Here is a 21972-nt window from a genome sequence, read left to right on the forward strand (position 1 = left end):
AGAGACAGGGTTATTTATTTGGCGTGCGGGACGATCTTATAAAGAGATGACTCTCCCCGCGGCCGTGTTTTAAAGCGACGGTGCACCCACAGATACTGTTCAGGAGCACGCAATATTTCGCGTTCAATAATTTTATTCATATAGCACGCAGCTGAAATCTCATCGCCGCGAGGATAATCCGTCATCGCCTCGCTGATATGCAAGGTATAACCTTTCTTGTTTGGTTTACGCACCATGGTCACCGTCAGCATTGCCGCACCGGATAAACGGGACAGCACGTTGGTACCATTGGTGGTTGCCGCTTCACTCACCGAGAAGAACGGTGCAAATACGCTGCCTTTTGGACCGTAGTCCTGATCTGGCGCAAACCACACGGCTTCCCCGGCTTTCAGCGCCTGAACAAGACCGCGTAGATTACGGCGGTCGATCATCGCTTTATTGGAGCGCAAGCGCCCGGTCGTCTGCACCCACTCCATAAGAGGATCATTATGCGGACGATAGGTCGCCATCATTGGGCGACAAAGTCCCATCGCGCGACCACCCAACTCGAGAGACATAAAATGCACACCGACAACCATTACGCCACGCTTTTCTTGCAGCGCGTTCATCAGGTTTTCGTAGCCTTCTACATCAAACCACTTTTTAACTCGAGCATCGCTCCAGAACCATGCCATACCGGTTTCGATAAGCCCCATGCCGAGCGACATAAAGTTTTGCTCAATCAGCTTTTCCCGATCGGCAGCGTTCATGTTGGGGAAGCAAAGCTCAATATTACGCGTAGCAATCTGCTCACGGCGTTTTAAAAAACGACGCGACGCTTTGCCTACGGAGGTACCCAGTGCATGCAAAAGAGGATAAGGAAGTTGAACCACCAGCCATAAAAGTGCCAGAGCGAACCACTTCACCGCATTGCGCGGATGAAGCAGACGGGTATCAAAATTTTTGAACATCATTAATTCCAGTAACGTGGAGCACAGGTAACGCAAAAGGAAAAAATGAATCCGTTCATCTGTCTTTAGCGGTACGTATAAGTGTTCGACAGTACTACGTTCGACTAATTCCCCGTTCGGACGTTTATTTACAAAACATCGCGGAAACAGAAAAAGGTGTGGCGTGGCAGGCTGTGGCTGAACTCGCCGCAAGCATGCACCTTTTCGAGATAAAAAAATAGGCTTTTTTATTGGTGCCGCGAAATAACCACAAAGTTACTTGGTTTTTATATGATTAGCAGGCAATTTATTCATTAACTAAAGATGATACCCAAGCCATCAGAACGGTTAAGGTTTCATTATCGTGGTCAAATTGACTGGATTCATGGGTAAACCTCTCTGCGTTCGAGGCTTCTGCTCTCTCAATGGTTATCCTCCTCACCCAAGCTTCCCCCGGAAGGCTAATTGAGTCCGTTCATAAAATGACACCCACGAGGGCCAAACAATAAAATAACCCGCTTTATCGCGGGTCATTTTCAGTCAATATGACGACTTCGGGGCCTGGATAAAGTAAGTACTTTTAAATGCCATATTTTCAGTACTCATGAACTCTAAAAGCGCGCTAGATATAGCGGTATAGACAATGGTTCCTTTATCAATATTCACTTCTTTTTTATTGAGCATCAGATCATAGGATGGAAAATTTTCTGACCGATATTCAGTATGAGCCTGGATGCTCAACGTCGCAGGAACCTTAAAAGTGAGTGTTTCTTTGGTCAGTTTTTTGTCGTCTGTCTTATCTTTATTGTAGCTATCCAAAAGTGCCTGGACTTTGTTATCCACACCATTCATATAGGACCCACTGGATAAGTCTTTCACTGTAAAGACCACGGTTTTATCATCAGAAAAACTGAGTACCACATCGACCAAGGAACTTTCACTGTAAACCTTACCTAAGTTCACATGACCATTATCGGTACGAATAATGTTTTGCGTTTTAAAATCTACATTCCCCGAAATCATCGCCGCAGACAAGATAGCCGCGACGCTGACTATTGCACTAGCCACAATAATCTTCATAACCCATCCTTAAATTAAATTAGAAATGCACTTTAAATATTTTTTAGCCGCCAGCTATCGGTCCCACTTTCTAATATCAGGTACCTCCATCTAACCATATTTCTCCTTTCGATGATGATAGAGAGCTTCATAAATTGCGACCTTACAATACAGTTCTTATCCGTACATCCAGTACCCACGCTGGTCTACACACCGACAGTAAATCAAACGCGCATCATAAAGAGAGTAGTCTTACCCAGACTCACACCAAAACGACAGCCACAAGTTGTTGTTACAGATTAGCGTTGAAGAGCATAATTTATTATCAACCACTACATTTATTCACACGAGAGGGAATTTGTTATGGGCGTGCCGCAATCTAAATCCGAACTACTGCTCGCGATAGAGAGTAATTTCAGCAAATTACTCCATTATCTTCATTCTATTCCTCCTGAACTCACCTCAGAGAAAACGCTCGAAGGTCATGCTAAAGAGACGATGATGAGCGTTCAGGATCTGGTGTCGTATCTCATCGGCTGGAATTCGCTGGTCGTCAAATGGATTGAGACTGATGCCAAAGGGCTTCCCGTCGACTTTCCGGAAACTGGCTATAAATGGAACCAACTGGGTCAGTTAGCACAAAAGTTCTATGCCGACTACAGCGTACTGACATACACAGATGCGGTAATCGAACTGCAAAAAGTGAAAAACGAAATCGTAAAACTCATTGGTGAACGAACCGATGACGGCTTGTATGGAAAGCCGTGGTACACAAAATGGACGTTGGGACGAATGATCTCTTTTAACACCTCTTCCCCCTATAACAACGCCACCGGTAGGTTACGAAAATGGGCAAAGATAAATAACCTAAAACTCAAATAATAAATTGACCTCATCACTGCAGACGATTCTCACGCTGATCTCAAACAAAGCATTTTCGTTCACTTTTTTCTATGATGAGATCTTTGCACCGTAATCAATAATGACAGGTTAGCCGCATGTTTGAAGACAATCAGAAAAAGCTCTATATCATCGTAAACCGCAATATGGATGCCTCTTTGCTGATGAATGCCACTGGGCATTTATCAGGAGGCATAATGCAAAAAGCACAGGATTCGCTTTTTCAGGACTATCCTAACGATGATTCAGGCCTCAGCGCTTATCTGAGCCATTATCCAGTGGTCATTCTACAGGCTAAAAATAGTAGTCAACTTTGCACCGCGCTTCAGAAATGCCAGGAGGCGAATCTGACCTATAACTTCTTCACCACAACGATGCTTGGTCAATCCACCGAGCAGCAGATTGAAGATACCCGCAACACGCCGCTAGAGTTACTCGAGTTTGTGGCTATCGCAGTGTACGGCGACACTGAAGCACTCAAGCCGATTACCAAGAAATTCTCCGTCTATAAATAAGTGTCTTCCGCAGCGACCGACACGCTGACTGTATCTGGACCGGTTCCAAAATCCAGAATGGCGTGCTTTGGTCCACATCAACTTTAAGTTGATGACGAGGGCGGGGTAATAACTTAGGACATGCAAGTTTCACGAGAAAATAAAAACCCGCCGAATGGCGGGTTTATCATTATTTGAAAACACCCGTTTTCGTTGAAACCGATGATTCGGACATTGAATAACGCTGAACTTTGTCGCCGTCATACATGACAACCAGCTCTTTTTTGGTTCCTGATGAGGATGAACCAAACCAATTAACTACCGGAATATAGCTAACGGCATCCATCGAAACATCCGCTAGCTCGTAAGTCCATATTTCTTTACCGCCATCAGTAAAGGAAGTTTTTGAGGCCGAACCGAACATCTTTTTGACATCAGCTTTTGTCGTTACGCCTTCAACAATTTTAGTTTTGACGCTTGCCTCAGACTCTTTCTTAAGCGATTGATTTCCACTTGAAGCGCATCCTGCCAAAACAACACCAACCATCATAACCATGAGTAACTTCTTCATTCCCTGTTTCCTTTTGTTTTAATTAGAAATATTTAACATCATTTAAAGGACCACCAGGAACTACCAACTTTAATGGTGAAAAAACACTAAAGAAGTCATCCATATAACCGATACCCTCTTCTCAATTGCTCTGGGCGTAATTGACGAATATTCCCTAGCCACATATCGTCGTTGTTTACGCCTCCTCCTCGTCGCGCCCCCAAATCACAAGCCCACGTTTTCTATGAAATCAAGCGTGTCCCCGAGCATTTTTATAATGAAGCTGAGGGAAAAATCCTCCCTGTCACTGCAGAGCCATACATCTGAGGACACAGCGAATGGACACCAGGATAGGCATGATGAAAAACGGTCGTGATACCCTGATTTTTTACTGTAAAAGAAATGTTAAATGGAAATCGGTTGTGATATAAACAAAAAGACCGGAAAGCAGAAATTCGGAAGGATGTCGAAACTGTTCGGTTCTCCCTTTGTAACAGGCTAATTTACAAGGGGAATAAAAAGAGACCGAATACGATTCCTGTATTCGGTCCAGGGAAATGGCTCTTGGGAGAGAGCCGTGCGCTAAAAGTTGGCATTAATGCAGGCTCAATCGCCTTGCTTTATAAGAATAGATGACCGTGACAGGTTTTCCAGTCCACAGACTCTGTGAGCCGAAAAATTTCGTCGAATAAACGGCATATGATAAAAAAACCGCAGCCATTCCTGGTGAATGATTGCGGTTTTTTATTGCATATTAAGAAGTTATGCTAAATCTTAGCAAAGCTTCTCTGCACGTTCGATAAAAGGCGCCAGGCTCATTTTCACGCCGGGCTGCTTTGGATCGTCAACCTGGATGATAGTCAGTGGCTGCGCTTGCGTCTTGCCGGCCTTGACCTGCTCCTCAGCGATAGCGTTCAACGGGTACTGTACCAATGTGCTGGGATTGATGACGTACAACGCATTGCCCGCACGGCAGGTCAGCATCACCTCTTCACGGTTAAATGCCCACTTCTCTTTTCCCACCTCGAACCGGCTGACGGTAATGATTTGTGCCGCCAGAGCAGAGCCTGAAACGCTTAATAACAACAAAGAGAGAATAATTTTTTTCATGGTTTCGCCATTTCATCAAAAAGGTTCCCAGGTAGCGAACATGCTCACACATGCCAATACCAGAGCGCCCAAAATAATTTCAGCCTGCGTGGTCCGTAAAAATAGACCCTGTACCCGCGTATCGGTCGCCGACATTCGTGGGACCAATACATAACGGTTTACCAACGCCATCAGGATCATGGCTCCCACAAGCCCGCATTTCACCCATAGCGCCAGACCATAAGCCGTTGCTGTCGTTAGCCCACCCTGAATAAGCCACGCGTTGATAAGCCCGGTAGCGACCGCTCCCGCAACGGCAAGATGCCCGTAACGGGAGTACCGCATCATCGTGGCAATAGCCAATTGACGCCAGCGGCCATTGGCTAAACGCAAACAATAGAGAAACGGGACTAATCCGCCTATCCACGCGGCAGCACAGAGAAGATGAAGCGCATGATTGATACGCTGTACAGCCCCTAATACGCCATCCGACATCGCGGCATGTCCTACTCCGGCCAGCAGGATAAACTGAGCCACGCACAGAAGCAAAATCCGCCGCATCATCTGCCTTGGCTGTACCCACAGCACACCCAGCGTGACCCAGGCAAGGACAATTTGCCACAGCCAGACGCTACCAAACTGCGTTTGCAGCACCGCCTGCCAAATGTCCGGACGCCAGGTATCTGACCAGCCTCCGCCCATTAACCCACCCTGTACCACCAGCATTAGCATTGCCGAAAATGCTCCCAGCACGAGAGATGTGCGGAGCAAAGACGAAAAACGCTGGCTCAACAGCCGTCGCAGCGCCTGTGGAGCCCACCAGCCGGCATACAGCGTGCAGCCAAACGCGACCATCAGTGAGGCAAAATGAATAAAACGTAGCCCGATATAGAGTACGCTCAGCATGACTACTTCACGCTAAATTGGTACTGGCCTTTGGTTTTATGCCCGTCGACCGAGACCACGTGCCATTCGACGGTATACAAACCGGATGCCAGTGTTTCGGTCAGAGGAACGATGAGCTGCGTTTTATCGCTCTCGCTACGCGTCGCTTTGCCCGTTGGGATCGCTTTCCCCTCCGCATTCTTCAGGGCTACGCCGCTAAAGTTTGCCTCAATACCTTCGGAGAAGTTCATGGTTAATGCTTTGGGTGCCGGGCTCACTTCGGCATCAGCCGGTGGCGTCTGCTGCTGCAAGTGGGCATGGGCCCAAACTGGCGATGTACTGAAAGCGCTGAGCAAGAACAGCGTGGCGCAGAGCGCGCGAGGCGTGGTGAATTTCATTTCCATCATTCCTTTTTGTTATCAATCTATCTCAAAGAATAACGCTGTATAATGTACGAGTCGAGATGAGCACCCTACGGACTTGCCATTTTGCGATACTCTTAGTAACTTTTGCGCCGGTAATCGAAGGAGAAAATCATGCAAACCAATCTGGCAAACCTACCGCAAGACGAAATGGACAAAGTTAACGTTGATTTGGCTGCTGCCGGGGTCGCCTTCAAAGAGCGCTACAACATGCCCATCGTGGCAGAAGTGGTTGAGCGTGAACAGCCTGAACATCTGCGCGGCTGGTTTCGCGAGCGTCTGATCGCGCATCGTCTCGCCTCGGTTAACCTTTCCCGTCTCCCGTACGAGCCGAAATCTAAATAAATATTTCCCGTGGTGACATTTTCTTACATAGAATCACGTACCATTATGCAGGATAAAAGCCCAATTCATCGTGTTGAAGGATGCAACTATGCTGACATGGACTATCGCTGCAGCGCAATATGCGCCACGCAAAGGGGATGTAGCGGAAAACATCACCCATCATCTGCGGTTTATCGACGCCGCAGCCGAGCAGGCCTGTAAGGTGATTGTTTTCCCGGAGCTATCGCTCACCGGGCCTGACGACAACCAAACGCTGCCGGCACCACCGCCGGATATTGACCTACAGCCACTCAGCGATGCCGCGCAGCGATATCAGATGACCATTATTGCCGGGCTGCCGATGGAAAAAAACGGAACGCGCATTAAGGGGATAGTGATCTTCAATCCCGATAGTCCTCGCCCCACAAAACACCACCAGGGACACGGCACATGCCTTGCGCCTGAATCTTCTCAGGTCAGCGTCTTTGAGCTGAATAACGAAGGCAGTGAGCTCTCCTCGCAGGCTTCTCTGCTAGCTACCGTTAGCTCAATGGCAGAACCCCAGCAGCAGCGCACCACTGAGCGTTTGCAGCGTTTTGCCCATAAGTACGCCATCGCCGTTTTAAAATCCAACTACGCTAGCGGCCGCTTTTCTGGTGGCAGCGCGCTGTGGGATGAGAATGGCCAACTGATTGTCCGTGCTGACAGTGGTGAATTACTGCTGACGGGCAGAAAAAGCGCCCAGGGTTGGCAAGGCGAGATCATTCCTTTACGCTAGTCGTTTTTGGCCGGGAGTTAGCCATGCTGCGCGTAATCGATACCGAAACCTGCGACTTACAGGGAGGCGTCGTTGAGATAGCCTCCGTCGATGTTGTTGACGGTAAAATAGTTAATCCCATGAGCCATTTGGTTCGCCCCGATCGCCCAATCAGCGCGCAGGCGATGGCTATCCACCGCATTACTGAAGAGATGGTGGCCGATAAGCCATGGATTGAAGAAGTGGTACCGTTTTATCAGGGCAGCCCATGGTACGTCGCGCACAATGCGAGCTTTGACCGTCGCGTACTGCCAGAAATGGACGGCGAATGGATCTGCACCATGAAGATGGCTCGCCGGCTGTGGCCCGGTATTAAATACAGCAACATGGCACTGTATAAATCACGTAAGCTGAGCGTCGCCACACCGCCCGGCCTGCATCACCACCGCGCGTTGTACGACTGTTATATCACCGCCGCGCTGCTGATCGATATTATGCAAGTGTCGGGCTGGAGCGCGGAACAGATGGTGGATGTCACCGGGCGTCCCGCGCTGTTGCGGACGTTCACCTTTGGTAAATATCGCGGGCAGGAAGTGGCGGACATTGCCAAAGATGATCCGGGCTACCTGCGGTGGTTGTTCAATAACCTCGATCGCATGAGCCCGGAATTGCGTATGACGTTGAAGCACTATCTGGAGAAGTAACTAACGCTCCGTCCGTCCCGGCAGCGTTCCCTGGGCAAGAGCGATCAGGAAGGCAAATTCCAGCGCGACGCCCTCGTAGCTTTTATAGCGGCCAGATTTACCACCGTGGCCAGAATCCATATCGGTACACAGCAGCAGAAGGTTATCATCGACCTTCTGCTCGCGCAGCTTCGCCACCCATTTTGCAGGCTCCCAATACTGCACCTGAGAATCGTGTAATCCACTGGTGACCAGAAGATGCGGATACGCCTGCGGACGAACATTGTCATACGGGCTGTAGGACTTCATGTAGTGGTAGTAAGTCTCATCTTCAGGGTTACCCCACTCCTCAAACTCCCCGGTGGTCAACGGTATTGACTCATCAAGCATGGTAGTAACGACATCCACAAACGGGACCTGCGCCACGACGCCATGTAAAAGTTCTGGTCGTTCATTTATGACTGTGCCCATCAGCATGCCGCCAGCGCTACCGCCCATGCCGTAGCATAACGTTGGGCTGCCGTACTCTTGCGCCAGCAGCGCATCGCAGACATCAATGTAGTCATTGAAGGTATTTTTCTTCTTCAGGAATTTACCGTCTTCGTACCACTGCTGCCCCAGCTCGCCGCCGCCGCGTACATGGGCGATGGCAAAGACAAAACCACGATCCAGCAGGCTCAAACGGCTGCTACTAAAATCCGCATCCATACTGGCACCATAGGACCCATAGCCATAAACCAGCAGCGGATTTTTGCCACGACGGAAATGTTCATGACGATAAACCAACGACACCGGCACCTTAACGCCATCGCGGGCGGTGATCCACAAACGTTCGCTACGGTAGCGGCTGCCGTCGAATCCCTTCACTTCCTGCTGCTTAAGTACCTGCCGTTCACCGCTGTTCATGTTTAGCTCAAACAGCGTGTCCGGCGTAGTCATCGAGGAATAGCCATAGCGCAGACAGTCAGTTTCGGGTTCCGGGTTATAGGCAATCCACGTGACGTACGTCGGGTCATCAAACGCAATCTGCGTTTCCCGCTGGCTGTGACGGTGAATTTGTCGTAAGCGAATCAGGCCATGCTCACGCTCTTCCACCACCAGCCAATCACGAAACAGTGTGAAGTCTTCCAGCATGACCGTATCACGTGGAGCAATCAGCGTTTGCCACGCTGACTCATCCCAGCTTTCGCTGCGGTACAAACCAAAGTTTTTACCTTCGCGATTCGAGCGCAAATAGAACTGCTGCTGATAATGATCGAGGCTATATTCATGATCTTTACGGCGCGGTAAAAAGACCTGCGGCTGCGCATTATCACTATCTGCATCCACCAGCAGCATTTCGCTGGTCGTGGCGCTAGAGAGCGCAATCACCACATATTTTCGCGACGAGGTTTTGTGCAGGCTGACGTAAAACGCATCATCCGCCTCTTCATAGATCAGCTCATCCTGGGCCGTAGGCGCACCCACGTGATGACGCCACACTTGCCAGGGTAGCAGCGTGACGGGATGCTGACGCACATAATAAAGCGTGCGGGAATCATTAGCCCAGACCACGCCTGGAGAAACGTCCTCAATCACTTCCGGCAGCCAGGTTTCATTTTCCAGATGACGGATACGCAACCCGTACTGACGTCGGGAGAGAAAATCCTCGGTCACCGCCAGCAGATTATTATCCGGCGCCACGTTAAGCCCACCGAGCGTATAAAATTCACTGTGCGCAGCACGTTTATTCTCATCAATCAATAATGACCAGTTCTCTTCGCCCAGCGGCTGACGCTGATAAACAGCGTACTCGCGACCCGGTTCATAGACCTGACGATAGCGATAGCCATTTTTGATATACGGCGCCGACACCTCTTTGGGTGGGATACGATCAATAATTTCTTTCAGCACGCGATCCTGCAGGCTGCGCTGAGAAGACATCGCCTCACGTCCGTAGGCGTTCTCCTGCTGCAAATAGTCGATTACCGCTGGCTGGGATCGTGAATCATCCCGGAGCCAGTAGTAATTATCAACGCGCGTGTCACCATGTAAGGTCATGGTGTGGGGAATCCGTTTTGCTTTAGGCGGCATCTGATTATTCTTCTGTTTTAGTCACACCCTATAAGGGTGGACAAAATAGACGGCGATGCAAGCAAAACCTGAAATTAGATGTCTAAAGTTGCTGTTTTTGCTGCTGTAAATCCTGTTCGATGCCCTCACGCACCTCAACGGGCAGCTTCAACGCATCCCCCAGTGCATTGAGATAGCTGCGTTCCATAAAGTGATCGATTTCGATCGCCGCACAGCTAATAAAATAGAGCTCCAGTGCCTCTTCTTCGTTATGCACATCGCGCGCCAGACGCTGCGGATCGAGCGGTTGCTCAATCGCCTGGGCAATCAAAGCCCGCCCCTCCTCCTCCACACCCGCCTCGCGCAGCTGTTGCTCAATGGCAGCCTGCTCTTTGGCGTCAATATGTCCGTCACTTTTCGCCGCAAAGACCAGTGCCAGAATCAGCCGTTCGGTACGTACGTCAAGCGGTGCCGCCGGTTCGCCATACTTCATGTCGGTTTGCGGGCTACCACGCATTTTGTCTTTGTATTTGTTCCACAATACGCTTCCCGCGACCGCACCACCGCCCACCAGCAGCGCACCGGTGCCGTATTTCGCCAGCATCTTGCGCGACGACTTACTGGCAATCAGCAAACCCGCCAGGCCACCGATAGCACCGGGCACCAGCATTTGATTCAGCCCGCTTTTCCCTTCACCCGACTTTTGCCCCAGCAACGATTGCAGTTGATTTAACCAGCCTGACATATGACCTCCAATAGAAAACGTGTACGACGTTCAGACTAGGCGAGCGGTTGTCAGAATATGTCTGCGCCACATAAAGATGCGCAAATTTAACGCGATAGCGCGACATCGTTAGCGAGACCAAGACAGACGCAAACGTTTTCGTTTATAATGCGCCAAACTTTGGATAGACGGTGGAATGGGTAATGACGTTATTAGGCACAGCTTTGCGTCCTGCTGCGACGCGCGTAATGCTTCTGGGTTCAGGTGAGTTAGGTAAAGAAGTGGCCATTGAGTGCCAGCGGTTAGGAATTGAAGTGGTCGCCGTCGATCGCTATGCCGATGCCCCGGCCATGCACGTCGCACATCGCTCGTATGTGATTAATATGCTTGACAGTATGGTGCTTAAGGCACTGGTTGAGCAGGAAAAACCTGACTTTATCGTGCCGGAAATCGAAGCCATCGCCACTGATATGCTGATTGAGCTTGAGCAGGCGGGCCAACACGTAGTGCCGTGTGCACGCGCCACCAAGCTGACGATGAATCGCGAAGGCATTCGCCGCCTGGCCGCAGAAACCCTGAAACTGCCGACCTCAGCTTACCATTTTGCCGACAGCGAGGCTCAGTTCCGCCAGGCTGTGGGCGACATCGGCCTGCCGTGTATTGTCAAGCCAGTGATGAGCTCCTCCGGCAAAGGGCAAACCTTTATTCGCCATGAAGAGCAGCTGGCGCAGGCATGGCAGTACGCTCAACAAGGTGGCCGCGCGGGTGCGGGGCGAGTCATTGTGGAAGGGGTAGTGAATTTTGATTTTGAAATCACCCTACTCACCGTCAACGCCGTTGACGGCGTTCATTTCTGCGCGCCTGTAGGACACCGCCAGGAAGATGGCGACTATCGCGAATCCTGGCAGCCGCAGCAGATGAGCGAGCTGGCGCTGGCGCGCGCACAGGAAATTGCCCGCGACGTGGTGCTGGCGTTGGGCGGCTACGGCCTGTTTGGCGTCGAGCTGTTTGTCTGTGGCGATGATGTGGTGTTTAGTGAAGTTTCACCACGCCCACACGATACCGGGATGGTGACGCTGATTTCGCAGGACGTCTCCGAATTTGCACTGCATGTTCGCGCCTTTTTAGGTCTGCCGGTCGGCGCCATTCGCCAGTACGGCCCTTCCGCCTCCGCCGTGCTGCTGCCTAAGCTCACCAGCCGCAACGTCACCTTCGATAACGTACAGAACGCGCTGGGCGCCGGCGTACAGCTACGCCTGTTCGGCAAACCGGATATTGACGGCTCCCGCCGTATGGGCGTGGCGCTGGCAACGGGCGACAGCGTAGAGCAGGCGGTTGAGCGAGCAAAAATCGCTGCCGCAGCCGTCATCGTTAACGGCTAATAAAAAAGGCGGGCTGCTTTCGCATACCCGCCCTTTTCTCGCTCTGTCCGGTCAGATAGCCGGGAGAACCGCTATCTTACAGTTTTGCACCAGCAACGGCTTCGCGAGCCAGTTTGGTGATGCGATCGTAATCGCCAGCTTCCAGCGCGTCAGCGGGAACTAACCAGGAACCACCGATGCACAGAACGCTTTTCAGTGCCAGGTAGTCACGGTAGTTAGCTGGTGAAATACCGCCGGTTGGGCAGAAACGGATCTGAGAGAATGGACCCGCAATCGCCTGCAGTGCTTTCACGCCGCCGTTAGCTTCAGCCGGGAAGAATTTGAACTCTTTCAGGCCGTGTTCCATACCCAGCATCAATTCAGAAACAGAACAGATACCTGGGATCAGCGGGATAGTCCCAGCAGTCGCTGCTTTCAGCAGATTGTCGGTCAGGCCTGGGCTGATAGCGAACTGTGCGCCCGCTTCGGTAACTTCTTTCAGCTGCTGTGCGTTGGTCACGGTACCCGCGCCGACGATAGCATCCGGAACTTCTTTCGCAATGGCGCGGATAGCGTCCATCGCGCATGCGGTACGCAGCGTCACTTCCAGTACACGTACGCCGCCTGCAACCAGCGCTTTCGCCATCGGTACTGCGTGCTCAAGCTTGTTAACCACGATAACCGGTACTACTGGGCCGGTGGTCAGGATTGCTTCTGCAGTTGTTTTCCAGTTTTTCATCAGAAATTCTCTCTCGCCAGATCTACAAATCGTGTCATCTTAAAAGGTAATACAGGTTGCGCCCTGTTCTGCACCGGACAGTTTTTCCCGTAATGCGCCAAACAGTTCACGGCCTGTTCCCACGCGCGAAGCGCTCAGATCGGGAATATGCGGTTGACGCGCAGCCAGTTCGGCTTCATCGACCAGCAGCGTAAGCTCGCCGGTCTGGCCGTTTACGCGGATCATGTCACCGTCGCGCACTTTCGCCAGCAGTCCGCCGTCATAGGCTTCAGGGGTCACGTGAATCGCTGACGGTACTTTACCGGATGCACCCGACAGTCGGCCATCAGTGACTAACGCAATTTTGAAACAGCGGTCCAATAATACACCAAGTGGCGGCATAAGTTTATGTAATTCTGGCATACCGTTCGCTTTTGGCCCTTGATGGCGCACAACAACGACGCAATCTTTGTCCAGCAGACCCGCTTCAAACGCTGGCAATACATCGTGCTGGCTTTCAAAAATCACCGCTGGGGCTTCAATCACCTGGTTTTCAACCGGAACCGCGGAGGTTTTCATCACCGCACGGCCGAGGTTACCGCTCAGCACTTTGGTACCGCCGTGTTTGGAGAAAGGCTTGTCGAAGGTGGCAATAATGCTGTCATCCAGGGACACCGTCGCGCCATCACGCCAGTCCAGCTTACCTTCATTCAGCCATGGCTCCATGGTGTAATGAGACAAGCCGAAGCCTGCTACGGTGTTGACATCTTCATGCAGCAGACCGCCTTTCAGCAGTTCACGTACCAGCACAGGAACACCGCCTGCCGCCTGGAAGTGGTTGATATCAGCTGGGCCATTCGGGTACAGACGCGCCATCAGCGGTACCACTTCAGACAGGTCAGAGAAATCATCCCAGTTAATGATGATACCGGCAGCACGCGCCATCGCCACCAGGTGCATGGTGTGGTTAGTGGACCCACCGGTTGCCAGCAGCGCCACAATACCGTTAACAACGACTTTCTCATCAACCATTTTGCCCAACGGCATCCAGTCATTGCCGTTGCCGGTCATACGAGTCACCTGACGTGCTGCAGCGGCAGTCAGCTCTGCACGCAGCGGCGCATCAGGATGAACGAATGAAGAACCCGGCAGCTGCATGCCCATGAATTCGATAACCATCTGGTTGGTATTCGCGGTGCCGTAGAAAGTACAGGTACCCGGCGCATGGTAGGAAGCCGCTTCAGACTCCAGCAGCGCATTACGATCAACCTTGCCTTCAGCATACAGCTGACGAATACGGACTTTTTCTTTGTTCGGCAGGCCGCTGGCCATTGGGCCTGACGGAATGAATACGGAAGGCAGGTGGCCGAAGGAAAACGCCGCCATGGCAAGCCCTGGGACAATTTTGTCGCATACGCCAAGGTACAGCGCGCCATCGAACATGTTGTGAGACAGGCCAACCGCCGCGGACATCGCAATCACTTCACGACTCAGCAGGGAGAGTTCCATACCGTCCTGCCCCTGGGTCACGCCGTCACACATGGCCGGCACGCCGCCCGCGACCTGACCCACTGCATTCACGCTGTGCAGCGCTTTGCGGATTTGTTCCGGGTAGTTTTCATACGGCTGATGGGCAGAAAGCATGTCGTTATAGGAGGTGATAATCGCGATATTGTTGCGCAGCATGCTTTTCAGTGACGCTTTGTCATCTGGCTGACAGGCAGCAAAGCCGTGCGCCAGGTTACCGCAGGCCAGTTCTGAACGGTGAACCGTTTCAGTTTTCGCCCGCTCAATGCGCGCCAGATAGGCTTCACGCGTGCTGCGAGAGCGTTCAATAATGCGATTTGTTACCCGTAACATTACAGAGTTCATAAAGGCTCCTCAAATTTTTCTGTCCAGGCCGCTGTCTAATAGGACGAATATATTGGCTTAACTTATGTAAGACGCCCGTATAACGCAGCTCAGAGGCAAGTATCTACCGCTAGTGTAATAAAAAAAGCCCCGGGAGTGAATCCGCCCGGGGCTTAAATGCGCAAAAATAGCACTACATGCTGTGTTAGATCATGTTACCGGTAAAATAACCCTTCCGGATTACTGCTACGGCTTACTCGAACTCGTTCCAGGAACGACCGTCACGGGTGATCATGGCAACGGAAGCCACCGGTCCCCAGGTGCCCGCCTGGTACGGTTTAGGCGCATCTTTATCGCTCGCCCACGCTTCAGTAATCGAGTCGACCCACTTCCACGCTTCTTCCACTTCATCACGGCGAACGAACAGCGCCTGGATACCGCGCATGGTTTCCAGCAGCAGACGCTCGTAGGCATCGGCGAGGTGAGTCTGGTTGAAGGTTTCTGAATAGCTCAGATCCAGCTTGGTCACCTGCAGATTGTGCTTGTGCTCCAGACCCGGAACTTTGTTGAGGATCTGAATATCCACGCCTTCATCCGGCTGCAAACGAATCGTCAGCTTGTTCTGCGGCAGCTCAGGCCAGGTCTCTTTGAACAGGTTCAGTTCTGGGTTTTTGAAGTAAACAACAACTTCAGAGCATTTTGTCGGCAAACGCTTACCGGTACGCAGATAGAATGGAACACCTGCCCAGCGCCAGTTATCAATGTCTACGCGAATAGATACGAAGGTTTCAGTGCTGCTGGATTTATTGGCACCCTCTTCTTCCAGATAGCCAGGGACTTTCTGCCCCTGCGCGAATCCAGCGGTATACTGCCCACGGACCGTTTTATCGCGCACATTGCTGCGATCAATGCGACGCAGTGATTTTAGAACTTTCACTTTCTCGTCACGAATGCTGTCAGCCGTCAAATCAGACGGCGGCGCCATCGCAATCATGCAAAGAATTTGCAGCAGGTGGTTTTGGATCATGTCGCGCATCTGGCCAGCCTGATCGAAGTAACCCCAACGGCCTTCAATACCCACTTCTTCGGCCACGGTAATTTCCACGTGATCGATGGTGCGGTTATCCCAGTTGTTCACAAACAGGGAGTTGGCAAAGCGCAGCGCCAGCAGGTTCAGGACCGTTTCTTTACCCAGATAGTGGTCGATACGGTAAACCTGGCACTCTTCAAAGTACTCACCCACCTGGTCGTTGATTTCACGTGAGGTCTCAAGCGAGGTGCCTAACGGTTTTTCCATCACCACGCGCGCAGGTTTGGCGTTCAGCTTCGCTTCACCCAGACCGCGACAGATAGCGCCGAAAGTGCTTGGTGGCATCGCAAAATAGTTGATAGTAGTACGATTTTTTTGATCGAGCATCTCCCCAAGACGTGAAAACGCAGGTGCGTCATTCACATCCAGGTTACAGAAATCAAGACGCGCGCTGAGGGTATTCCACAAACCTTCATCAATTTTTTCTTTCATGAAGGTTTCCAAAGCTTCGCGAACCACTTTGGTGTACGCGGCTTTGTCCCAGTCGGCACGGCCTACGCCGATAATACGGGTGTCAGGGTTAATTTGACCGGCTTTTTCAAGCTGATACAGGGAAGGCAGCAGTTTCCGGCGGGCCAAGTCGCCCTTCGCGCCGAAAATGACCAGATCGCATGCCTGGGCCGTTTGCGTTACCGCCATGTCATTCTCCTCAGTTAAAGACCCGGTTCTATATCCTTCATACTTCAAGTTGCCTGTGCTCGTTCACCCCAGTCACGTACTCATGGACGCGCCTGGGATTCCCTCTCTTGCCGCCTTCATGCAACTCGAATTATTTTGGGTATATATTCTTTATCCTTCAGGTTTTCCTGAAAAATACCGGATATCGTTGTAATTTTCTTACGGTGCACTGTACTGTGTTTACCAAATTGCCGAAACCCTTTAACGCCTTTCTCGCCTGTCGATCGCACAAATCGGAACCGTTCCGGCCGCAGCGTTAGGCAATCCGCCAATTTTGTTCGTTCTTTCGCCTGAATGACGCCAGTTAAAATACGACGTTGATCATGTTATGAAAAAAAACAACATCTTTTGCTGTTCCTATTCACTTTTCATCCGGCTTCAAGCGTATATTCTTGCTAAAACGCCTGCAGATTTCACCCATTAATGGAATCGTTTCAATCTATGAGCGCCTTGTCACGATGAACATGCTGGAAAGAATCCAGTCCCAACTGGAAAACCTTAGCAAATCCGAGCGAAAAGTCGCGGAAGTTATTCTCGCGGCACCGGAACAGGCAATCCATTCAAGCATTGCCGCACTCGCCCTTGAAGCCGAGGTCAGCGAACCCACCGTGAACCGTTTCTGCCGCAGCATGGAGACCCGAGGTTTCCCGGATTTCAAGCTCCATCTTGCCCAAAGTATCGCCAACGGTACACCGTATGTTAATCGTAATGTTGATGAAGATGACAGCGTAGAAGCCTACACGGCAAAAATTTTCGAGTCCGCTATGGCGAGTCTTGCCCATGTTCGCCAGTCTCTTGATATGTCTGCGGTCAATCGGGCCGTCGATCTTTTAACCCAGGCCAAGAAGATTGCCTTCTTTGGGCTCGGTTCTTCGGCGGCGGTCGCCCACGATGCGATGAATAAATTTTTCCGCTTCAACGTTCCGGTCATCTATTCTGATGACATCGTTTTGCAACGAATGAGTTGTATGAATTGCAGCGACGATGATGTGGTGGTGCTGATTTCACATACCGGCAGAACCAAGAGCCTGGTAGAGGTCGCACAGGTGGCACGGGAGAATGATGCCATGGTCATCGCTATCACTTCCGCCGGCACGCCGCTGGCCCGGGAAGCCACGCTCGCCATCACTCTGGATGTTCCAGAAGACACCGATATTTATATGCCGATGGTCTCAAGACTGGCGCAGCTTACCGTGATTGATGTCCTGGCAACGGGCTTTACCCTGCGCCGTGGGGCAAAATTCAGGGATAACTTGAAGCGAGTCAAAGAAGCATTGAAAGAATCGCGGTTTGATAAAGAGCTATCGACACACAGCGATAACCACTAAAAGCGATAAGCACGACGTCATTAATTAAATCATTCGGTAGCGCCAGCTTGGCGACATTGCCGAATTCCTGTTCACGCAACACCTTAAGTTGTATTAGTCAACGGAGTATTACATGTCCAGAAGGCTTCGCAGAACCAAGATCGTCACCACGTTAGGCCCAGCAACTGATCGCGACAATAACCTCGAGAAGGTCATTTCCGCCGGTGCTAACGTTGTGCGTATGAACTTTTCACACGGTACGCCGGAAGACCACCAGCTACGTGCCGATAAAGTACGCGAAATTGCGGCAAAACTTGGGCGTCATGTAGCCATCCTTGGCGATTTGCAAGGACCCAAAATCCGCGTATCCACCTTCAAAGAAGGCAAAGTATTCCTCAATATCGGCGACAAATTCCTCCTTGATGCCAACCTGAGCAAAGGTGAAGGCGATAAAGAGAAAGTCGGCATCGACTATAAAGGCCTGCCAGCCGACGTGGTACCGGGCGATATCCTGCTGCTGGATGATGGCCGCGTGCAGCTAAAAGTGCTGGAAATCCAGGGCATGAAGGTGTTCACCGAAGTGACCGTCGGTGGCCCGTTGTCCAACAATAAAGGCATCAACAAATTAGGTGGCGGCCTCTCCGCTGAAGCGTTAACTGAGAAAGACAAAGCGGACATCATCACGGCGGCCAAAATTGGCGTCGATTACCTCGCCGTCTCCTTCCCACGCTGTGGTGAAGACCTGAACTATGCTCGCCGTCTGGCGCGCGAAGCTGGCTGTGATGCAAAAATTGTGGCGAAAGTAGAACGCGCGGAAGCCGTTTGCAGCCAGGACGCGATGGACGACATCATTCTCGCCTCCGACGTGGTCATGGTTGCCCGTGGTGACCTGGGCGTTGAAATCGGCGACCCGGAACTGGTTGGCATCCAGAAAGCGCTGATTCGTCGCGCGCGTCAGCTGAACCGTACCGTGATCACCGCGACCCAGATGATGGAGTCAATGATCACCAACCCAATGCCAACCCGCGCCGAAGTGATGGACGTGGCGAACGCCGTGCTGGATGGTACCGATGCGGTGATGCTGTCTGCGGAAACCGCCGCAGGTCAGTATCCTTCTGAGACCGTTGCTGCGATGGCTCGCGTTTGTTTGGGTGCGGAAAAAATCCCAAGTATTAACGTCTCTAAACACCGTCTCGACGTCCAGTTCGACAACGTGGAAGAAGCCATTGCCATGTCGGCAATGTATGCGGCAAACCACCTGAAAGGCGTGACTGCCATCATCACCATGACCGAATCTGGCCGCACTGCGCTGATGACCTCACGTATCACTTCTGGCCTGCCGATCTTCGCCATGTCCCGTCACGAACGTACACTGAACCTGACGGCGCTGTACCGCGGTGTTACCCCTGTGTTCTTTGATAGCGCCTGTGATGGCGTAGCAGCGGCGCACGATGCGGTCAATCTGCTGCGCGATAAAGGCTACCTGATGTCGGGTGACCTGGTTATCGTAACTCAGGGCGACGTCATGAGCACCGTGGGCTCAACCAACACCACGCGTATCCTGACCGTCGAGTAAACCTCGCGGTATAAAAAAGCCCGGGCTAATGCCTGGGCTTTTTTTATGGCTTTCGTTCAAAACCGAATGCGGCGATAACCACTTGTCCGCAACTCTATTTCTTTTTCTTCGGATACAGCTCTTTGCGCTGATACGGTTCGGTTTCGCCGGGCTTACGCGTTTTCAGCAGTTTCAAAATCCACGTGTACTGTTCGGCATGTGGCCCCACAAAGATCTCCACTTCTTCGTTCATCCGGCGCGCAATGGTGTGATCATCCGCTTCCAGCAGATCGTCCATCGGCGGACGCACCAGGATGGTTAAACGATGCGTTTCGCCGTTATAGACTGGGAACAGCGGCACGACGCGCGCACGACACACTTTCATCAGACGGCCAATCGCGGGCAGCGTGGCTTTATAGGTAGCAAAGAAATCAACGAATTCGCTGTGCTCAGGGCCATGATCCTGATCCGGCAAATAATAGCCCCAGTAGCCCTGGCGTACCGACTGAATAAACGGTTTGATACCATCGTTACGCGCATGCAGGCGGCCACCAAAGCGGCGACGAACGGTATTCCACACGAAGTCGAAGACCTTATTGCCCTGGTTATGGAACATCGCTGCCATCTTCTGTCCCTGCGAGGCCATCACCATCGCCGGGATATCGACACCCCAGCCGTGTGGCACGAGGAAAATCACGTTTTCACCGTTGCGGCGCATCTCATCGATAATCTCCTGCCCCTGCCACTCCAGGCGCGGCAGAATCTTCTCTGGCCCTTTCAGCGCCAGCTCAGCCATCATCACCATCGCCTGCGGTGCGGTAGCAAACATTTCATCGATAATCGCTTCACGCTCGGCTTCGCTTTTTTCCGGGAAGCAGTAAAGCAGGTTAATCTGCGCGCGACGACGCGCACTTCGGCCATATTTCCCAGCCAAGCGGCCGAGTTTTCCCAACAGCGGGTCGCGAATTTTTGCCGGAATGTAAGCGATACCAGCAAAAGCCAGCACGCCTAGCCATGCGCCCCAGTAGCGCGGATGGCGGAAAGATTTCTCAAACTCGGGAATGTATTCACTATTATTTTTCTTCGTTTCCATGCCTGTTCCTGGTTCGAATCATCGGGTGGTGCGGATAATCAGATAGTGTAGCGAGCGTGGGTGCTTCGCACAAAAGAAAAAGCCGGTGCTAGGAAAGCACCGGCTCTGAACGTCTGTTTCTTAGGCGATATCAGTCAAAACGCAGCTGCGGCAGGACCTGTTTCACCTGGGCCAGATAGTCGGTACGGTCGGAGCCGGTCAGCCCTTCGGTACGCGGCAGTTTAGCCGTCAGCGGGTTCACCGCCTGTTGGTTCAACCAGACTTCATAGTGCAGGTGCGGGCCGGTTGAACGCCCGGTATTGCCGGACAGCGCAATACGATCGCCACGTTTCACCTTCTGACCCGGTTTCACTAACAGCTTACGCAGGTGCATGTAGCGGGTGGTATAAGTACGACCATGACGAATCGCCACGTAGTACCCCGCCGCCCCGCTACGCTTCGCAACCACCACTTCACCATCACCAACGGCAAGTACTGGCGTACCCTGCGGCATGGCAAAATCAACGCCACGGTGCGGCGCCACACGTCCAGTAACCGGGTTCAGACGACGCGGGTTAAAGTTAGACGAAACGCGGAACTGACGCGCGGTTGGGAAGCGCAGGAAGCCCTTCGCCAGCCCGGTGCCGTTACGGTCATAAAACTTACCGTCTTCTGCGCGGATCGCGTAGTAGTCTTTGCCATCTGAACGTAAACGTACACCCAGCAGCTGGCTTTGTTCACGCTTGCCGTCGAGCATTTCGCGCGACATCAATACCGAGAATTCGTCGCCTTTTTTCAGCTTACGGAAGTCCATCTGCCACTGCATCGCTTTGATAACGGCGCTTGCTTCGACGCTGGTTAAGCCGGCATTTACGGCGCTAGAGACAAAGCTACCGCCAACGGTGCCTTTCACCAGGCTGTTGACCCAGTCGCCCTGCTGCATCTCGCTGCTCATCTTAAAGCCGTTGGCAATGCGATCGTAGGTGCGGGTTTCGCGACGTGACATTTCCCAGGTCAAACGCTGGAGGTCACCATCGTCGTTCAGCGTCCAGGAAAGCTGTTGACCAACCTTCATGTTCCGCAGCTCTTTATCCGCCGCAGCCAGCTGGCTGATATTTCCCATATCAATACCATACTGATTCAGGATGCTGCTTAGGGTATCGCCCGTGGATACCACATATTCATGCACGCCCGTTTCGTTATCGGCTTTGTCGTCGAGTTCATCCTGAGGAATCGCTTCGTCTTCCTGAGCGGACTGATCGATAGGTTCGCTGGCCTCCGGTAACAGAGAGCGAATCTCTTTTTTCTCCAGCTCGATGGTACGAATGACCGGTGAAGAAGTTGGGTGGTAAACGTATGGCCGCCAAACTGCGACGGCCAAGGTGAGAACGGTGAGTGACCCCAGCATAACGCGGTGGGGCCGCGGCAAATTATTAAATGCCAGAGCGACAGAGCGGGCTATCTGCTGCACG

General features: G+C 51.9%; 21 protein-coding genes. 8 read left to right on the forward strand and 13 right to left on the reverse strand.

Translation table 11 applies throughout. The features are described 5' to 3' along the window. Window positions 1–14: 14 nt before the first annotated feature. Together lpxP and KP80_RS09630 are read right to left on the reverse strand one after the other, a co-directional pair. The gene (gene lpxP / locus KP80_RS09625; protein WP_052283430.1) at window positions 15–950 is read right to left on the reverse strand and encodes a kdo(2)-lipid IV(A) palmitoleoyltransferase; all 936 of its coding nucleotides are present in this window, start codon (window positions 948–950) and stop codon (window positions 15–17) included. A gap of 519 nt (window positions 951–1469) precedes the next feature. After that, the gene (locus tag KP80_RS09630) at window positions 1470–2009 is read right to left on the reverse strand and encodes a hypothetical protein (RefSeq protein WP_052283431.1); all 540 of its coding nucleotides are present in this window, start codon (window positions 2007–2009) and stop codon (window positions 1470–1472) included. Window positions 2010–2351: 342 nt separating this feature from the next. On the opposite strand from KP80_RS09630, the gene KP80_RS09635 reads away from it, so the two are divergent. Both KP80_RS09635 and KP80_RS09640 read left to right on the forward strand, forming a co-directional pair. After that, window positions 2352–2870, forward strand: a complete 519-nt coding sequence (locus KP80_RS09635) for a ClbS/DfsB family four-helix bundle protein (protein ID WP_052283432.1) — start codon at window positions 2352–2354, stop codon at window positions 2868–2870. A 116-nt stretch (window positions 2871–2986) separates the two neighbouring features. Further along, complete coding sequence (locus KP80_RS09640) at window positions 2987–3403, forward strand: DUF2000 domain-containing protein (protein ID WP_052283433.1); 417 nt, start codon at window positions 2987–2989, stop codon at window positions 3401–3403. 169 nt (window positions 3404–3572) lie between these two features. On the opposite strand, the gene KP80_RS09645 is transcribed toward KP80_RS09640, so the two are convergent. From KP80_RS09645 to yobA, 4 genes are all read right to left on the reverse strand, one after another. Next, a complete protein-coding gene (locus KP80_RS09645; RefSeq protein WP_052283434.1) occupies window positions 3573–3953 on the reverse strand; it encodes a hypothetical protein in 381 nt (126 codons plus the stop codon). A 753-nt stretch (window positions 3954–4706) separates the two neighbouring features. Next, a complete protein-coding gene (locus KP80_RS09650; protein ID WP_052283435.1) occupies window positions 4707–5042 on the reverse strand; it encodes a YebY family protein in 336 nt (111 codons plus the stop codon). Window positions 5043–5057: 15 nt separating this feature from the next. Further along, window positions 5058–5927 carry a copper homeostasis membrane protein CopD gene (copD, locus tag KP80_RS09655; RefSeq protein ID WP_052283436.1) on the reverse strand — a complete coding sequence of 290 codons (870 nt, stop codon included), beginning with the start codon at window positions 5925–5927 and terminating at the stop codon, window positions 5058–5060. Window positions 5928–5929: 2 nt separating this feature from the next. After that, window positions 5930–6304 (reverse strand): CopC domain-containing protein YobA, encoded by a 375-nt coding sequence (gene yobA, locus KP80_RS09660; RefSeq protein ID WP_052283437.1) that lies wholly within the window; start codon window positions 6302–6304, stop codon window positions 5930–5932. A 138-nt stretch (window positions 6305–6442) separates the two neighbouring features. Here yobA and KP80_RS09665 point away from each other — a divergent pair, with 138 nt between their 5' ends. The 3 genes from KP80_RS09665 to exoX all read left to right on the forward strand — a co-directional run bounded on the left by KP80_RS09665 (window position 6443) and on the right by exoX (window position 8113). Further along, window positions 6443–6673: a DNA polymerase III subunit theta gene (locus KP80_RS09665; RefSeq protein ID WP_052283438.1), complete on the forward strand. Its 231-nt coding sequence runs from the start codon at window positions 6443–6445 to the stop codon at window positions 6671–6673. An 88-nt stretch (window positions 6674–6761) separates the two neighbouring features. Next, a complete protein-coding gene (locus KP80_RS09670; RefSeq protein ID WP_052283439.1) occupies window positions 6762–7430 on the forward strand; it encodes a carbon-nitrogen hydrolase family protein in 669 nt (222 codons plus the stop codon). Between the two features lie 23 nt (window positions 7431–7453). Further along, complete coding sequence (gene exoX / locus KP80_RS09675; RefSeq protein ID WP_052283440.1) at window positions 7454–8113, forward strand: exodeoxyribonuclease X; 660 nt, start codon at window positions 7454–7456, stop codon at window positions 8111–8113. Here exoX and ptrB read toward each other — a convergent pair whose 3' ends face one another. Further along, window positions 8114–10165, reverse strand: coding sequence for an oligopeptidase B (gene ptrB / locus KP80_RS09680; RefSeq protein WP_052283441.1), 2052 nt, complete (start codon window positions 10163–10165; stop codon window positions 8114–8116). An 82-nt stretch (window positions 10166–10247) separates the two neighbouring features. After that, window positions 10248–10889: a tellurite resistance TerB family protein gene (locus tag KP80_RS09685; RefSeq protein WP_052283442.1), complete on the reverse strand. Its 642-nt coding sequence runs from the start codon at window positions 10887–10889 to the stop codon at window positions 10248–10250. Window positions 10890–11071: 182 nt separating this feature from the next. Between KP80_RS09685 and purT the strand changes: the two genes are divergently transcribed. Continuing rightward, window positions 11072–12250 (forward strand): formate-dependent phosphoribosylglycinamide formyltransferase, encoded by a 1179-nt coding sequence (gene purT, locus KP80_RS09690; protein WP_052283443.1) that lies wholly within the window; start codon window positions 11072–11074, stop codon window positions 12248–12250. Between the two features lie 76 nt (window positions 12251–12326). Here purT and KP80_RS09695 read toward each other — a convergent pair whose 3' ends face one another. The 3 genes from KP80_RS09695 to zwf all read right to left on the reverse strand — a co-directional run bounded on the left by KP80_RS09695 (window position 12327) and on the right by zwf (window position 16527). After that, entirely contained in the window at window positions 12327–12968 is a 642-nt protein-coding gene (locus KP80_RS09695; RefSeq protein ID WP_052283444.1) for a bifunctional 4-hydroxy-2-oxoglutarate aldolase/2-dehydro-3-deoxy-phosphogluconate aldolase, read from the reverse strand. A gap of 39 nt (window positions 12969–13007) precedes the next feature. Further along, on the reverse strand, window positions 13008–14819 hold the full coding sequence (gene edd / locus KP80_RS09700; RefSeq protein ID WP_052283445.1) for a phosphogluconate dehydratase: 1812 nt from the start codon (window positions 14817–14819) through the stop codon (window positions 13008–13010). 232 nt (window positions 14820–15051) lie between these two features. Then, a complete protein-coding gene (zwf, locus tag KP80_RS09705; RefSeq protein ID WP_052283446.1) occupies window positions 15052–16527 on the reverse strand; it encodes a glucose-6-phosphate dehydrogenase in 1476 nt (491 codons plus the stop codon). Window positions 16528–17024: 497 nt separating this feature from the next. On the opposite strand from zwf, the gene KP80_RS09710 reads away from it, so the two are divergent. Further along, complete coding sequence (locus tag KP80_RS09710; RefSeq protein ID WP_052283447.1) at window positions 17025–17894, forward strand: MurR/RpiR family transcriptional regulator; 870 nt, start codon at window positions 17025–17027, stop codon at window positions 17892–17894. A 112-nt stretch (window positions 17895–18006) separates the two neighbouring features. After that, a complete protein-coding gene (gene pyk / locus KP80_RS09715; protein ID WP_052283448.1) occupies window positions 18007–19449 on the forward strand; it encodes a pyruvate kinase in 1443 nt (480 codons plus the stop codon). A 94-nt stretch (window positions 19450–19543) separates the two neighbouring features. On the opposite strand, the gene lpxM is transcribed toward pyk, so the two are convergent. Further along, complete coding sequence (gene lpxM / locus KP80_RS09720) at window positions 19544–20521, reverse strand: lauroyl-Kdo(2)-lipid IV(A) myristoyltransferase (protein ID WP_052283449.1); 978 nt, start codon at window positions 20519–20521, stop codon at window positions 19544–19546. Between the two features lie 130 nt (window positions 20522–20651). Next, window positions 20652–21971: a murein DD-endopeptidase MepM gene (gene mepM, locus KP80_RS09725; protein WP_052283450.1), complete on the reverse strand. Its 1320-nt coding sequence runs from the start codon at window positions 21969–21971 to the stop codon at window positions 20652–20654. Window position 21972 lies beyond the last annotated feature (1 nt).

The sequence above is a fragment of the Kluyvera genomosp. 1 genome, assembly GCF_001266615.1.
Taxonomy (GTDB): Bacteria; Pseudomonadota; Gammaproteobacteria; order Enterobacterales; family Enterobacteriaceae; genus Kluyvera; species Kluyvera cryocrescens_A.

Bases quoted from the DNA above. Each gene is read 5' to 3' on its own strand.
- lpxM (WP_052283449.1), bottom strand. From the start codon at position 20,521: ATGGAAACGAAGAAAAATAATAGTGAATACATTCCCGAGTTTGAGAAA.
- KP80_RS09630 (WP_052283431.1), bottom strand. From the start codon at position 2,009: ATGAAGATTATTGTGGCTAGTGCAATAGTCAGCGTCGCGGCTATCTTG.
- KP80_RS09645 (WP_052283434.1), bottom strand. From the start codon at position 3,953: ATGAAGAAGTTACTCATGGTTATGATGGTTGGTGTTGTTTTGGCAGGA.
- exoX (WP_052283440.1), top strand. From the start codon at position 7,454: ATGCTGCGCGTAATCGATACCGAAACCTGCGACTTACAGGGAGGCGTC.
- ptrB (WP_052283441.1), bottom strand. From the start codon at position 10,165: ATGCCGCCTAAAGCAAAACGGATTCCCCACACCATGACCTTACATGGT.
- KP80_RS09685 (WP_052283442.1), bottom strand. From the start codon at position 10,889: ATGTCAGGCTGGTTAAATCAACTGCAATCGTTGCTGGGGCAAAAGTCG.
- copD (WP_052283436.1), bottom strand. From the start codon at position 5,927: ATGCTGAGCGTACTCTATATCGGGCTACGTTTTATTCATTTTGCCTCA.
- lpxP (WP_052283430.1), bottom strand. From the start codon at position 950: ATGTTCAAAAATTTTGATACCCGTCTGCTTCATCCGCGCAATGCGGTG.
- KP80_RS09695 (WP_052283444.1), bottom strand. From the start codon at position 12,968: ATGAAAAACTGGAAAACAACTGCAGAAGCAATCCTGACCACCGGCCCA.
- KP80_RS09635 (WP_052283432.1), top strand. From the start codon at position 2,352: ATGGGCGTGCCGCAATCTAAATCCGAACTACTGCTCGCGATAGAGAGT.
- KP80_RS09710 (WP_052283447.1), top strand. From the start codon at position 17,025: ATGAACATGCTGGAAAGAATCCAGTCCCAACTGGAAAACCTTAGCAAA.
- purT (WP_052283443.1), top strand. From the start codon at position 11,072: ATGACGTTATTAGGCACAGCTTTGCGTCCTGCTGCGACGCGCGTAATG.
- KP80_RS09670 (WP_052283439.1), top strand. From the start codon at position 6,762: ATGCTGACATGGACTATCGCTGCAGCGCAATATGCGCCACGCAAAGGG.
- zwf (WP_052283446.1), bottom strand. From the start codon at position 16,527: ATGGCGGTAACGCAAACGGCCCAGGCATGCGATCTGGTCATTTTCGGC.
- pyk (WP_052283448.1), top strand. From the start codon at position 18,007: ATGTCCAGAAGGCTTCGCAGAACCAAGATCGTCACCACGTTAGGCCCA.
- KP80_RS09640 (WP_052283433.1), top strand. From the start codon at position 2,987: ATGTTTGAAGACAATCAGAAAAAGCTCTATATCATCGTAAACCGCAAT.
- edd (WP_052283445.1), bottom strand. From the start codon at position 14,819: ATGAACTCTGTAATGTTACGGGTAACAAATCGCATTATTGAACGCTCT.
- KP80_RS09650 (WP_052283435.1), bottom strand. From the start codon at position 5,042: ATGAAAAAAATTATTCTCTCTTTGTTGTTATTAAGCGTTTCAGGCTCT.
- KP80_RS09665 (WP_052283438.1), top strand. From the start codon at position 6,443: ATGCAAACCAATCTGGCAAACCTACCGCAAGACGAAATGGACAAAGTT.
- yobA (WP_052283437.1), bottom strand. From the start codon at position 6,304: ATGAAATTCACCACGCCTCGCGCGCTCTGCGCCACGCTGTTCTTGCTC.